The sequence below is a fragment of the Pseudomonas sp. 203-8 genome (assembly GCF_020708595.1).
GTDB lineage: Bacteria > Pseudomonadota > Gammaproteobacteria > Pseudomonadales > Pseudomonadaceae > Pseudomonas > Pseudomonas aeruginosa.
On sequence record NZ_JAJFDF010000001.1, the window covers coordinates 314,192 to 327,782 of the forward strand.

Genomic DNA, 13,591 nt, shown 5'->3' on the forward strand with positions numbered 1-13,591 from the left:
CCCCGGTCGGGGGCGTCTTCGCTTGACTGGCCTGGCGCGCGTCGCCCGGGTCAGCGCGCCAGCGGCTGGAGCAGCGCGTCGAACTGCTCCAGCCGCGGGAACCGCAGGGGTACATCCTGCTCGAGATTTTCCAGCCGCGCCCGGTAGGCGCGCAGGAAGTTGCCGCGCGCTTCCTCGCTGATGTATGGCACGTGCCAGGCGACGAAGGGCTCCAGCACCTGCATGCCGACATAGGCCAGGGTGCCGCGCAGGATCGGCCGCAGCATGTCCTCCAGCGGTCCGTGGATGGCACCCTCGCCGAACATGTGCTGGCGCCCGCCCAGGGTCAGGCTGACCAGCGCCTTCTTGCCGGCCAGGCCACCCTGGTCGTAGAAGCGCTTGCCGCCATAGCAGACCCCGGACACCAGTACCCGGTCGAACCACCCCTTGAGGATCGCCGGCACCGAGAACCAGTAGATCGGAAAGTTGAGGATCAGCAGGTCGGCCCACAGCAGCTTGTCCAGCTCGGCCTGGATGTCGGCGGCCAGGCTCTGGCGCTTGACGCTCTCGCGCTGCTCCAGGGCGTACACCAGGTAGTCGGGATCGGCGCGCTCGGCGAAGTCGGCGGCACTGGCCACCGGATTCCAGTTCATCGCGTAGAGATCCGAGACCTGCACCGCGTGGCCCTGGCCTGCCAGGGTCTCGCATGCCTGGTCACAGAGCGCGCGGGTGAAGGATTGCGGTTCGTTGTGGGCGTGGACGATCAGTACGTTCATCGTGGTTTCCGAATCGTGGTGACCGGCCGCATCGCTCGCGGCCGAGGGGTTCAGGCCTGGCCGAGCAACTCGGCGGCGCACAGCGCAATGCGCCGACAGGCTTCGCGCAGCGGTTCGGCGCCCAACACCAGGCCGAGGCGGATGTGACCGGCGGCGCTCGGGCCGAAGGCTTCGCCGGCGAGCACCGATACGCCATGGCGGTCCAGCAGGCGGTCGGCGAAGGCCTGGGCGGAAAGTCCGGTGGGACGGATGTCGACCATCACGAACATGCCGCCGTCCGGGCGCAGTGGACGCAGGCCGGGGCTGTCGGCCAGGCACTCGATTACCAGGTCGCGGCGGCGGCGGTAGGCCTCGCGCATCGCCTCCAACTCCGGCAGCGGCGCTTCCAGCGCGGTGCAGGCGGCATCCTGGATGAATTCCGGCGAGCCATAGAGCATGCACAGGGCGAGGTTCTCCAGGTGCGCGCAGAGTGCTGCGGGACCGACCACCCAGCCGACCCGCCAGCCGGTCATGGCGTGGGATTTCGACAGGCTGTTGAGGGTCGCGGTACGGTCGGCCATCCCCGGCAGGCTGGCCGGGCTGACATGCTCGCCGTCGAACAGCAGTTCGCTGTAGACCTCGTCGGAGATCATCCACAGGTCATGGGCCATGCACAGCTCGGCCAGGGCTTCCCAGGTGGCCCGCGGCAGGCTGGCGCCGGACGGGTTGTGCGGGCTGTTCAGCGCCATCGCGCGCGTGCGCGGGGTGATCAGTGCGGCGACCTCCTCGGCCTGCACGCGGAAGCCATTCTCGGAGCGCACCGGCACCGGCACCACCCGCGCGCCACAGGCGCCGAACACCGCTTCGTAGGTGACGTACATCGGCTCGGCGACTATCACCTCGTCGCCCGGATTCAGCAGGCACTGCACCACCGCGTACAGCGCGCATTGGGCACCTGCCAGCACCACCACCTGCTCCGCGTCCACCGCCTGGCCGCTGCGCCGCCGGTGGCGCTCGGCGATGCGCTGGCGCAGGGCGCGCTTGCCGCGCACGTCGGCGTAGTGGGTGTTGCCGGCCAGCAGGCTGTCGATGGCCGCCTGGACGATGGGCGCCGGGGTATCGAAGTCGGGGTCGCCGACCGACAGCAGGAGGATTTCCTCGCCCTGCTCGACCCGCGCCAGCGCGCGATAGTGGATGTCCCAGGCAGCGGCGCCGTCGCCGGCGATACGTTGAGTGAAGTCGGAATAGCGCATGGATGCTCTCCTTGTCCGGCGGTCAGCGCGCACAGGCGTGCCGCAGTTCGATCAGGGTCACGCCGGGCTGCCCGAAGCCGGCGCGCAGGTCGCGCTCCAGTTCGTTCAGGTCCTGCGGCTGGCGCACCGCGCAACCGTAGGCGCGGCCCAGCAGGGCGAAGTCGGGGTTGCGCGGCAGCACGCCGACCGGCTCGATGTCCAGGCCGAGCATGTCGTCGCGGATCTGGCCGAGCGCGTCGTTGTTCCACAGTAGCACCACCAGCGGACTGTCCAGTTCCTCGCTGGCGGTGGCCAGTTCCTGCGCGGTGTAGAGGAAGCCGCCATCGCCGACCAGCACCAGGCCCGGGCGCTGCGGGGCGCCGAGCTTGGCGCCGATGCCGGCCGGCAGGCCGTAGCCGAGGGTGCCGTAGCCGGTGGGATGCAGCCAGCTGCGCGGCGCTCGGCTGGCGAACGCGTAGTTGCCGGTATAGGCCAGTTGGGTCATGTCGGTGCTGACGAAAGCATCGGCCGGCAGCGCGGCGGCGATCCGGTCGAGGATCGCCTGGTGCAGCGCCTGCAGCGGCGCGTGTGCCGCGCGGATCTCCGCGCGCAGGCGCGCCACCCTCGCGGCGGCCGGCGCGGCGTCGCGGGCCTCCTGCGGCAGGCGCGCCAGCAGCGCCTCAAGGGTCTGCCGGGCATCGCCCCTGAGCGCTACGGCAGAGGGATAGAAGTCGTTGAACTTGCGCGGGTCGATATCGACGCGGATCAGTTCGCCGGACAGCGGCAGGCGTTCGCGCCAGAAGTCGGTGTCGGCCATCTCGGTGCCCACCGCCAGCACCAGGTCGGCCTCGGCGATCATCTCCCAGCCCGGCGCTACGCACAGGCTGGCCCCGGCGTTGAGCGGCGCGTCCGGCGGCAGCAGGCCCTTGCCGGCGACGCTGGTGAACAGCGGCGCGGCCAGGCGCTCGCTCAGCGCGGCAAGCGCATCGCCGGCCGCCAGCGCGCCGCCGCCGGCGATGAGCATTGGTCGCCGGGCCGCAGCCAGGCGCTCCGCCGCCGCCCGCAATGCCTCGGTGCACGGCACACCACGACCAGGGCGGCGCGCCACGGCAGCGCTCCAGTCATGGGCCACCGGCGCGGCAAGCACGTCGAGCGGGATCGAGATATGCACCGGGCGCGGACGCTCGCTGTCGAACACCGCGTAGGCCCGGGCGATCAGTTCGGGCAGCTGTTCCGGGCTCAAGGCCAGGGCGGAGAAGGCAGTGATCGGCGCGGTCATGGCACGCTGGTCCTGGGTCTCGTGCAGGCAGCCCCAGCCCTTGCCCAGGCTGGCGCTGTGGTTGACGCTGGAAATCACCAGCAGCGGCACCGAGTCGGCGTAGGCCTGGCCGATGGCGGTGGCGACGTTGGTCACGCCCGGCCCGGTGATGACGAAGCACACTCCCGGCTTGCCGCTGACCCGCGCATAACCGTCGGCCATGAAGCCGGCGCCCTGCTCGTGGCGGGTCAGCACGTGGCGGATGCCGCTGCCCGGAAGTCCGCGGTACAGCTCCAGGGTATGCACGCCGGGGATGCCGAAAACGGTATCCACGCCGTAGTTGGCCAGCAAGCGGACCAGGGCCTGGCCGGCGGTGAGGGTCTTCTGTGGTTGCATGGGCAATATCCTCGTCCAGTTCGGCGACCATCGGAGTCGCCGTTCGCGCCGCAGCGCTCTTGCTCCCCTTCCCACAAGCGGGAGGGGGAGCCGTCGTGTCCCCCCGGCCTTCAGCCATTGGCGAGCCGGATCAACGCATCCACCGCCAGCGCTCCCTCGGCATCCGCCAGCAACGGATTGACGTCCAGCTCCAGCAAGCGCTCGGCATGTTCGCAGGCGAATTCGGCGACCGCGCGGATCGCCGCCACCAGGGCCTCCATGCACACTGCCGGGCGACCGCGGAAGCCGCTGAGCAACGGCGCGCTGCGCAGGCTCAGCAGGGCATCGCGGATCGCCGCGTCGGTGGTCGGCAGGAGCAGGCTGCGACTGTCGCGCAGCAACTCCACGAGTATCCCGCCGGCACCGATCACCAATGCCAGGCCGAAGCCCTCCTCGCGCTTGACCCCGACGATCAGCTCGGCCAGCGGCGCGCCAGCCATGCGCTCCAATAAAACACGCTCGAAGACCAGTTGCGGCGCGTGCCGGGCCAGGCTTTCGCGCATGTCGAACAATGCCGCCTCCAACGCCGCCTCGTTGCGTAGGCCGAGCGCCACGCCGCCGGCCTCGGTCTTGTGCGGCAGTGCGGCGCTGACCGCCTTGAGCACCAGCGGGAAGCCGAGGTCGAGGGCCGCTTCGCGGGCCTGGCCGGGGGTGCTCAGCACCCCCTGGGGCAGTGGCAGGCCGAAGGGTTTCAGCGCCTGCTTGGATTGCCACTCGTCGAGCAGGTAGCCGTCGCCCGCCAGCGGCCCTGGGCAGATCGGCACCAACGCCGCCTCACCGCGCTCCAGCAGCGCCGCGCGGCGCTGGCGGTAGCGGGCGATCCGTCCCCAGGCGGCGAGACCATCCTCGACGCCCTGCAGCGCGGCGACGCCCTCGCCGTGCAACAGCTCGCGGGCCCGGGCCGGCAGCAGTTCCGGGAACGCCGAGGCGATGAAGCCGACTTTGCCGTGGCGCTTCAGCGCGGCGCAGTAGCGTTGCAGAAGCAGGTCGCACTGCGGCCGCTCGCCGGTTTCCTCGCCCGGATAGTCGAGCACCAGCAGGGCGGCGTCGGCAGGGCTGCGCAAAGCGCTGTCGAGCATTTCCTCCAGGGCCGCGGCATCGCCCCAGATGGCGGTGGTGAAGTCCAGCGGGTTGGCGATGTTGGCGTAGTCGGGCAGCACCCCGGTCAGTTCGTCGCGCTGTCCGGCGTCGAAAGACGGCAACCCCAGGCCGTTGCGCTCGGCGTAGTCAGCGATCAACCCGGCGTCGCCGCCGGAACAGGCCAGCGCGACCAGGCTCGGCCCGCCAGGCAGGTGGCCGCAGGCGGCGGCCTTGAGGGTTTCGACGAAGCTCACCGGGCCGCTCACACGGATTACCCCGAGGCGCTCGAACAGGCTGTCGTAGAGCGCGTCGGAACCGGCCAGGGAACTGGTGTGGCTGAGCGCGAGGGCCGCACCGATCTTCGACACTCCGGTCTTCAGGGCGATCACCGGCACGCCTTTCTGCAACGCCTTGTAGGCTGCGCGGGCGAACCCCGGGACGTTCTTCAGCCCTTCCAGATGCAGGCCGATGGCAGTCACCCGCGGCTCGTCGAGCAGCACGTCCATCAGCTCGGCGATGCCCAGCTGCGCCTGGTTGCCCACCGATGCCATATAGGCCACCGGCAGCGAACGGTCGCTCATCGACAGGTTGTAGGCGAAGTTGCCACTCTGCGTCAGCACCGCGACGCCCCGCTCCACCTGCCGACCACCATGTGCCACCGGCCATAGCGCGGCGCCGTGCAGGTAGTCGAGCAAGCCGTAGCAGTTCGGGCCGAGCAGCGCCATTTCGCCGGCGGCGGCCAGCAGCCGGCGTTGCACGGCCAGGCCCTGTTCGCCGGTTTCGGCGAAGCCGGAGGCATAGCAGATCGCCCCGCCGGCGCCTTTGGCGGCGAGCGCGGCGACCGCGTCGAGGGTCAGTTCGCGGTTGGTGGCGACGAACGCCGCGTCCGGGCCGCACGGCAGGTCGGCGACGCTGGCCACGCAGGGTACGCCTTCGAGTTCGGCGTGCTGCGGATTGACCAGCCACAACTGGCCGGCGAAACCGCCTTCGGCACAGCGTTTCAGGGCACGCGCCATGCCACGGCCGCCAATGAAGGCGAGATGCCTGGGTGCCAGCAGGCGCTTGAGGTTTTCACGATTCATGTCGGTTCTCGATTCGGAACATGGCAGCCTTCCCCTCTCCCCTGGAGGAAGAGGGGAGCCAGGACTTCAACGCAGCAACGGCCGCAGCAGTTCGCGGGAAACGATGTGCCGCTGGATTTCCGAAGTGCCCTCCCAGATCCGTTCGATCCGCGCGTTGCGCCAGATGCGCTCGACCGGTCCTTCATCCATCAGGCCCATGCCGCCGAAGATCTGCACCGCTTCGTCGGCGACCTTGCCGAGGGTCTCGCTGGCGAACAGCTTGGCCATGCCGGCCTCGCCGTCGGTCATGGTGCCCTGGTCCATCTTCCAGGCGGTGTGCAGGGTCATCAGCTCGGCGGCACGGATCTGCGTGGCCATGTCGGCGAGCTTGAAGGAAACGCCCTGGTAGCTGCCGATCGGCTGGCCGAACTGCTTGCGATCGGCCGCCCAGCGCAGCGACAGGTCGAGCGCGCGCTGGGCCTGGCCGACGCAGTTGGCGGCGACCATCACCCGTCCGGCGGTGAGCCAGGCGTTGGCCACTTCCCAGCCCTTGCCGACCTCGCCGAGCACCTTGGAGGCCGGCACCCGGCAATCGTCGAAGAAGATCTCGTAGGTGTGGTAGCCACGGTTGCTCACGCATTTCGGCCCGCGGCGCACGGTCATCCCGGGCGTGCCCTTGTCCACCAGGAAGGCGGTCACCGCGTTGCGCTTGCGGCCGTTGTGCTCGTAGCTGTCGGTGACGGCGAAGACGATGGCGAAGTCGGCGTGCCCGGCGTGGCTGATGAAGTGCTTGCTACCGTTGATCACGAAGGCGTCGCCGTCGCGCACCGCGCGTGTCTTGATCGAATTGGCGTCGGAGCCGGCGCCCGGCTCGGTGAGGGCGAAGCAATCGGTCTTTTCGCCCTGCACGCAGGGCAACAGGTAGTCGCCGAGCTGTTCTCCGGTGCAGGCCATGAGGATCTTCGAGGGCCGCGCGACGAATACGTGGAGGGCCCAGGAGACCTTCGACAGCTCGCGTTCGACCAGCGCCTGGGACAGGTAGTCGAGGCCGCCGCCACCCACTTCCTCGGGCATGTTGAAGGCATAGAAACCGGCGGCGAGGGCCTTGCCGCGAATCTGTGCGGCCAGCTCCGGCGACACCGCGTCGGCGCGGTCGACATCGTCCTCGTGGGGCAGCAGTTCCTTCTCGACGAAGCTGCGCACCGCCTCGACCAGCATGTCCTGTTCCTGGGTCAGCCTGAAATCCATGGGAATCACCTGCTCGGCGCCTAGCGCCCGCTGAATTGAGGGGAACGTTTCTCGGCCACGGCGCGCAGCGCCTCGGCGGCATCCTCGCTGCGCCCGCAGAGCAGCCCGGCGGCCTGCTCGGCACGCAACTGCTCGGCCAGCGAGCGCCCGGCGCCGTCGCGCAGCAGGCGCTTGGTCTGGGCGAAGGCGAAGGTCGGGCCGCTGGCGAGACGCGCAGCGAAGGCGCCGACCGTCTCAACCAGGCGCTCGTCGGCGACCACCTCGCCGACCAGTCCGGCGCCCAGGGCGCGCTCCGCGCTCCAGGCTTCGTCGAGGAACAGCAGGCGCTTGGCCGCCTCGCTGCCAAGCAGCCGTGGCAGATGCCAACTGGCGCCGGCGTCCGGGCAGTAGGCCATGCCGGTGTAGCCGGCCTTGAAGCGCGCCGAGGCGGCGGCGATGCGGAAATCGCAGCACAGCGCCAGGTCCATGCCAGCGCCCACGGCGCTGCCGTTGACGGCGGCGACTGTGGGTTTGTCGAGGGCGTGCAGGCGCCCCATCAGGGCGTGGGCGGCCTCGGTCCAGCCATAGCTTTCCAGCTCGCCACGGGCTTCAGCCGCCGCCCATTCGGCGAGATCGGCCCCGGCGCAGAAGCTGCGTCCGCTGCCGCCGAGGACCACGGCGCGCACTGCCGGGTCGCGCTCGCAGGCATCGAGTCGGACGTGCAGGGCCTCCAGGGTGGGGATATCCAGTGCATTGCGCTGTTGCGGACGATTCAGGACGAGCCAGGCGATCCCGGCTTCGACCCGCGTCTGCAATGGGGAAAGGTCAGTCATGCGGCCCTCGTTCTTATTGTTGGTTGATGGCGATCGCGGCTTTCAGGCAATACTAAACACTCGTTCAACAAGACCACAATCCACCCATTCGGGTGTATGTAACGGCCCTGCGGCAGGCGCAAAGCCACACGCCATGCGATCCGCCGAAAAGCGGCGAAGGCCCGCGCGAGCCGGCTGTTACAACTTCGAACAAACCAACCAGGCGAAAACGAAAACGCCCGCCGGATGCGGCGGGCGTCGGGTCCTGCGAATGGCCGTTCAGCCGGCCCGTCCCAGGGCGGGGTCGCCCAGTCCCTGCGGCTGCCGGCGACGAACCACGTAATAGGCCAGGTAGCAGGCGGCGATGAAGCCGAAGCCCCAGTACAAGGACGGCCGCTGGGTGGGATCGAGGGCGAGGAAGACGAACAGCGAGCAGCACACGGCGATGCAGGCCAGCGGCACCAGCGGGAACAGCGGCGCGGCATATTTCAGCTCGGCGACCGTGCCGCCGCTGGCCATGTACTCGCGGCGGAAGCGGTATTGGGCGTAGGCGATGACGATCCAGGTGACGGTGCCGGACATCCCGCTCACCGCCATCAGCACCATGAACAGGGTGTCGGCGGCGACCACGCTGGTCAGCAACGAGAGCAGGGCGAAGCACAGGGTGATCAGCAACGCGTAGAGCGGCACGCCGCGCGCGCTGAGCTTCGACAGGCCGCGCGGGGCCATGCCGGTCCTGGACATCGCCCAGAGGATCCGCGTCGAGGCGTACAGGCCCGAGTTGCCTACCGAGAGGATGGCGGTGAGGATGACGAAGTTCATCAGGTCCGCCGCGTAGGGAATCCCGACCATGTCGAACACCTGCACGAACGGGCTTTCCATCAGCCCGGCCTGTTGCCAGGGAATGATGGCGGAAAGCACGACGATGGCCAGCACGTAGAAGATCAGTACGCGGAACACCACGTTGCGCACCGCCCGCGGGATGCTCTTCTCCGGTCGCTCGGTCTCGCCGGCGGCGACGCCCATGATCTCGCAACCCTGGAAGGCATAGACCACCGTCATCATCACCGCGAACACCGCCGACAGGCCGTTGGGGAACAGCCGCTCGCCGACCAGGTTGGAGAACATCGGCGCCGGCGCACCGCTCTTCAGTTCGATACCGCCGAAGATCACCAGCCCCCCGACCACGATGAACACCAGGATCGCCGCCACCTTGATCCCGGCGAACCAGTACTCGGCCTCGCCGAAGGCGCGGGTCGCCAGGGCATTGAGGGAGAACAGCACGACCACGAAGAAACCCGACCATAGCCACACGGGCACCTCCGGGAACCAGCGGGTCATGAGCATCCCGGCCGCGGTGAATTCCAGGCCTACCGTGGAGGCCCAGCTCATCCAGTAGACCCAGCCGATCATGAAGCCAGTCGCCGGTCCGATGAAACGCGTCGCGTGGGCCTGGAACGAACCGGAGACCGGCATCTGCACCGACAGCTCGCCGAGGCAGACCATCACCAGGTACATCAGCACCCCGGCCACTAGGTAGGCCAGCACCGCGCCGGCCGGGCCGCCCTGGTTGATGGTCACGCCGGAGCCCATGAACAGCCCGGTGCCGATCACCCCGCCGAGGGACAGCATGAAGATGTGGCGGCTCGCCAGGGCCCGGGTGAGTTGCAGCCTTTCCTTGCCGTCAGCCATGGCGCACCTCCGGATGAGGGTACGCACAGGGGTCTTCGAGATGGCTCATTATTCTTGTCTCCACTCTGTCAGAGGCCGTGTCTTGCGCACGGATGAGCGGATTATTGGCGGCGGATGTAAGACGCCGTTGAACGCGCGGATCGAAGATGTAAAAAGCTGTAAGGAAGTTGTTCGCCGCGCCGCTCAACCGGCCGCTGAGTCGGCTTCGCCGAGGAAGCCGGCGCGGCGCAGGGCTTCGGCGCCGTCGCGGCGCAGGCTACCCAGGCGTGCGCCCCAGGCTCGCGGGTCGACCCCGGCCGCGCCCAGGGCCTCGCGCTCCAGCTCGCCCAGGCCGGCGCCGAGCGCCACCAGGCCCATGGAGTGGCAGCTTCCGGACAGGCGATGGGCGATGTTCGCCGCCTCGGCCAGGTCCGCCTGGTCCAGGGCTTCGGCCAGCAGCGGCAACTGCTCGTCCAGGCTTCCCAGCAGGTTGCCCAGCAGTCCGGCGAGCTTGTGCCGCCCCAGCAGGCGGCGGTGGGTCTCGAGCATTTGCCGGTCCAGCGCGGCGTCCAGCGCGGCCTCCACCGCAAGCGCAGGCACGCTGGTGCCGACCTCGCCCAGCGCGCGGCGCAGCTCGTCCATCCGCAGGGGCTTGCCGAGCACCCCCTGCATGCCCGCGGCGAAGTACCGACGCACCATGTCCGGCTGGATGCTGGCGGTGAAGGCGAAGATCGGCGTGGCGCGGTTCAGGCCGTCGAGCTGCCGGCGAATCCCGGCGCAAAGCTCGAGGCCAGCCATCCCCGGCAGGTGCATGTCCAGCAGGATCAGGTCGAAGCGCCGCTGCCGGCACAACGCCAGGGCCGGCCCCGCGTCCTCGGCCAGCATCACCCGGTGGCCGTCCCGCTCGAGCAGGCCCTGGGCCACCTCGCGGTTGAGCGCCACGTCCTCCACCAGCAGCACCTCCAGCGCAGACACCGATGCCGCCGGCGGCGTTGCGCCGGACAAGCTCGCCAGCGCCAGCTCGATCTCGAACCAGAACGTGCTGCCCTGGCCGACCCGGCTTTCCACGCCGATCCGCCCGCCCAGCGCTTCCACCAGCCGCTTGCTGATCGCCAGGCCCAGGCCGGTTCCGCCGTAACGGCGGGTCACGGCGTCGCCGCCCTGGGTGAAGCGTTCGAAGATGCGTTCGCGCATTTCCTCGGGAATGCCGATTCCATCGTCCGCGACGCTCAGCCGCAGTCGCTCGCTTCCTGCGCTGCGCACCAGCCGCTCGACGCGAACGCGCACCTCGCCGGCCTCGGTGAACTTCACCGCGTTGCCCAGCAGGTTGGTCAACACCTGGCGCAGGAACTGCTCGGCGCCGCGATGGCCGTCATGAACCTGCGGGTCCAGCCACAGGTCCAGCCGCGTGGCGTTCTCCCGCGCCCGCGGTTCGAGCAGGGTGAGGACGTCCTCGAGCAGGCTTCGCAAGGAAAAGTCCACCGCTTCCGGCACATCCGGCGCTTCCTCCAGCCGGGCGAAGTGGAGGACCTCGTTGAGGATCGCCAGCAGTCCCTCCCCCGCTGTCGCCAGTGCCCGCAGGCGCTGGCGGTCACGCTCGCCGAGCGATGCCTCGCGCAGCAGCTCGGCCATGCCCAGGATGCCGTTCAGCGGGGTACGGATCTCATGGCTCATGGTCGCGAGGAAACGGCTCTTCGCCCGGTCGGCGGCTTCCGCCTGGTCCTTCGCCCGACGCAGGCTGGCGGTGCGTCGCTCGACCTGTCGGCGCAACTCGTCGCGATCGGCATCGCGCCGGCGGCGGTCGGTGCGCAGGGCCTGGCGCATGTCTTCCAGGGCGGCGGCGACGGCGTCGATCTCATCGCGCTCGCGGTCCACCTTGTCCAGTCGCAGCGGCTGTTGCAGGTCGCCTTCGGCGATATGCCCGGCGAACTCGGACATGCGCCACAGATGGCGAGTGACCAGGCTGTGGAACAGCCAACTGAGGGCCACCGCCAGGCCGCAAAGGAAACTGCCCATCCACAAGAGGCTGGCCAGGCCGCCGGAAACCAGCCGGCGATAGACCGCCGCCAGGTCGATGGCGATCTCCAGCTCGCCCAGTTGCCGACGCTCGCCCCCCGGCGGCTGGTAGCTCAAGGGAAAGCGCTCGACCCGCAGCATGCCGCGTGGACGCTGGTCGCCCTGCAACAGGTTGAAGTCGGCGCTTTGCAGGCTGACACGGGCGATGTCGGGGAAATCCCCGAGGCCGCGCAACTGCACGTTCAACTGCTCCTGGTTGAGATCCCACAGGCTGCGCTCGAAGCTGGCCAGGTAGCCGCTGCGGATCAGTTCCAGGCGCGCCTCGATCTCGCGCATTTCGCGGCGGTATTCGAAGAACAGCTGCACGGCGCCGGCGAGGACGGTGAAACACAGGCTGAACAGCAGCACCCGCCACAGCAGGCGCTGCGCCAACACTCCGCCGTGGCCGCTCACCAGGCGTCCGCGCGGTTGCCGGCGAGGCGCCGATAGTCGCGCACGCTGTCGTCCAGCCAACGCTGGATGCTGCCGTCGTCGCGATAGCCACGCAGGGCCCGGTCGATCTCGTCCATCTTCGCCGCCAGCGGCGAGTGCCGCGAGACCGCCACCCGCAGGTAGTCCACCGTCAGCGGTTCGGGCAGCGCACGGATGTTCTCGCCGCCGGCCAGGCGCTCGGCGAACAGCGTGCCGGTGCGCCGTTCGTGGGCGATGTAGTCGATGCGCTGGCGCACCAGCTTGCCGAAGTTCTGTCGGCTGTCGGAAACCCATTCGACGTTGCCGTGGCGGCCGACGAAGCGGTCGAAGTCCGCCCCGTAGCTTTCGCCGAACAACAGCCCGCCGCGATAGCCGGCGAGGTCGCCGAGGGATTGGATGCGCACCGGCCGCTGGCGGTTGTAGAAGATCGCCACCTCCTCGCGCAGCACCGGCTCGGCGGAAAACGCCAGGTCGCGATCGCGCGCGGGCGTGCGGTAGGCCAGTATCAGGTCGACCCGTCCGGCGGCGGCGTCGAGCAGGCAGCGCCGCCAGTTGCCCAGCACCACCACCTCGACCCGGTAGCCCAGCGCGCCGAACAGCCGCTTCACCAGCTCCGGCGCCAGCCCCCGGACCTGCTGGCCGTCGCTCCAGGAGATCGGCGGGTATACCGGATAGTCGCAATAGCGGATGGTCTCCGCAGCCTGTGCCAGGCCGCCCAGCAGCCATACGCAGAGCGCCAGCCAGCAGGCCTGCATGGCTCAGGCGTCGCTGGCCGCGGCGGTGAACAGGTAGCCGGCGCCGTGGATGGTGATGATCAGTTGCGGTTCGGCCGGGTCGTCGCGCAGCTTGCGACGCAGGCGGCCGACCAGCACGTCGATGGAGCGATCGCTGGGCAGCCACTCGCGGTTGCGGATCTGGTCCATCAACTGGTCGCGGCTCAGGGTATGCCCGCTGTTGCGCAGGAAAGCGCCGAGCAATTGGAATTCGCCATGGGTGAGCAGGGTTTCGTTGCCCGCGTGGTCGATCAGGCGGCGCCGGTCGGCGTCCAGCAGCCAGTCGCCGAACTGCCTGAGGGCCTGCCGGGCGGGGCCGGCGCTGGCCTGGGCATGGCGCACCCGGCGGATCAGGTTCTTCGCCCGCGACACCAGTTCGCGCGGGTTCAGCGGCTTGATCACGTAATCGTCGGCGCCGCACTCCAGGCCGACGATGCGATCGATCTCGTCGTTGCGCCCGGTGATCAGGATGATCCCCACCTCGGAGCGCACCCGCAGCTCGCGGGTCAGGGTCAGGCCGTCCTTGCCGGGCAGGCGGATGTCCAGCAGCACCAGCTCGACCGGCTGGCCGAGATGGGCGCACTCGGCAAGGCAGGCTTCCGCCTGCTCGGCGTTGCCGGCGCAGAGGACGTCATAGCCCTCCTCGCCGAGATAGGCCTGGAGAAGCTCACGAATCACCGGGTCGTCGTCGACCACCAATACGCGCGGAACCATCGCCATCACCTTGCGCCTCCGGCGGGCCGGGGCGTTTCTTGTTCTGGGTTGTCGGACGGTGGGCGGAAGGGGCCGGGGCGCCTTCCGCTGCCAGCAGCAGCCTATCC

10 protein-coding genes are annotated in these 13,591 nt (G+C 69.4%); all 10 read right to left on the minus strand.

Going from position 1 to position 13,591, the window contains the following annotated elements; all coding sequences use genetic code 11:
- Positions 1-50: 50 nt before the first annotated feature.
- Positions 51-755: an NAD(P)H-dependent oxidoreductase gene (locus LJF27_RS01465; protein ID WP_003102071.1), complete on the minus strand. Its 705-nt coding sequence runs from the start codon at positions 753-755 to the stop codon at positions 51-53.
- Between the two features lie 50 nt (positions 756-805).
- Positions 806-1,987, minus strand: a complete 1,182-nt coding sequence (aruH, locus tag LJF27_RS01470) for an arginine--pyruvate transaminase AruH (RefSeq protein WP_003102073.1) — start codon at positions 1,985-1,987, stop codon at positions 806-808.
- Between the two features lie 22 nt (positions 1,988-2,009).
- Entirely contained in the window at positions 2,010-3,620 is a 1,611-nt protein-coding gene (locus tag LJF27_RS01475; RefSeq protein ID WP_009877185.1) for a 5-guanidino-2-oxopentanoate decarboxylase, read from the minus strand.
- A 110-nt stretch (positions 3,621-3,730) separates the two neighbouring features.
- Positions 3,731-5,821 (minus strand): acetate--CoA ligase family protein, encoded by a 2,091-nt coding sequence (locus LJF27_RS01480; protein WP_025921122.1) that lies wholly within the window; start codon positions 5,819-5,821, stop codon positions 3,731-3,733.
- Positions 5,822-5,887: 66 nt separating this feature from the next.
- Complete coding sequence (locus tag LJF27_RS01485; RefSeq protein ID WP_003095708.1) at positions 5,888-7,048, minus strand: acyl-CoA dehydrogenase family protein; 1,161 nt, start codon at positions 7,046-7,048, stop codon at positions 5,888-5,890.
- A 20-nt stretch (positions 7,049-7,068) separates the two neighbouring features.
- Positions 7,069-7,860: an enoyl-CoA hydratase/isomerase family protein gene (locus LJF27_RS01490; RefSeq protein WP_003116159.1), complete on the minus strand. Its 792-nt coding sequence runs from the start codon at positions 7,858-7,860 to the stop codon at positions 7,069-7,071.
- 258 nt (positions 7,861-8,118) lie between these two features.
- Positions 8,119-9,531, minus strand: coding sequence for an amino acid permease (locus tag LJF27_RS01495; RefSeq protein WP_003116157.1), 1,413 nt, complete (start codon positions 9,529-9,531; stop codon positions 8,119-8,121).
- A 183-nt stretch (positions 9,532-9,714) separates the two neighbouring features.
- The gene (locus LJF27_RS01500) at positions 9,715-11,979 is read right to left on the minus strand and encodes an ATP-binding protein (RefSeq protein WP_023116794.1); all 2,265 of its coding nucleotides are present in this window, start codon (positions 11,977-11,979) and stop codon (positions 9,715-9,717) included.
- Positions 11,976-12,752 (minus strand): substrate-binding periplasmic protein, encoded by a 777-nt coding sequence (locus tag LJF27_RS01505; protein WP_017002009.1) that lies wholly within the window; start codon positions 12,750-12,752, stop codon positions 11,976-11,978. The genes LJF27_RS01500 and LJF27_RS01505 overlap by 4 nt, the downstream gene beginning before the upstream one ends.
- 3 nt (positions 12,753-12,755) lie before the next feature.
- Positions 12,756-13,490, minus strand: coding sequence for a two-component system response regulator AruR (aruR, locus tag LJF27_RS01510; RefSeq protein WP_003095718.1), 735 nt, complete (start codon positions 13,488-13,490; stop codon positions 12,756-12,758).
- Positions 13,491-13,591: the final 101 nt, after the last annotated feature.

Excerpts from the sequence above, each read along its gene's own strand:
- LJF27_RS01485 (WP_003095708.1), bottom strand. The coding sequence starts at position 7,048 with ATGGATTTCAGGCTGACCCAGGAACAGGACATGCTGGTCGAGGCGGTG.
- LJF27_RS01480 (WP_025921122.1), bottom strand. The coding sequence starts at position 5,821 with ATGAATCGTGAAAACCTCAAGCGCCTGCTGGCACCCAGGCATCTCGCC.
- LJF27_RS01490 (WP_003116159.1), bottom strand. The coding sequence starts at position 7,860 with ATGACTGACCTTTCCCCATTGCAGACGCGGGTCGAAGCCGGGATCGCC.
- LJF27_RS01505 (WP_017002009.1), bottom strand. The coding sequence starts at position 12,752 with ATGCAGGCCTGCTGGCTGGCGCTCTGCGTATGGCTGCTGGGCGGCCTG.
- LJF27_RS01475 (WP_009877185.1), bottom strand. The coding sequence starts at position 3,620 with ATGCAACCACAGAAGACCCTCACCGCCGGCCAGGCCCTGGTCCGCTTG.
- aruR (WP_003095718.1), bottom strand. The coding sequence starts at position 13,490 with ATGGCGATGGTTCCGCGCGTATTGGTGGTCGACGACGACCCGGTGATT.
- aruH (WP_003102073.1), bottom strand. The coding sequence starts at position 1,987 with ATGCGCTATTCCGACTTCACTCAACGTATCGCCGGCGACGGCGCCGCT.
- LJF27_RS01495 (WP_003116157.1), bottom strand. The coding sequence starts at position 9,531 with ATGGCTGACGGCAAGGAAAGGCTGCAACTCACCCGGGCCCTGGCGAGC.
- LJF27_RS01465 (WP_003102071.1), bottom strand. The coding sequence starts at position 755 with ATGAACGTACTGATCGTCCACGCCCACAACGAACCGCAATCCTTCACC.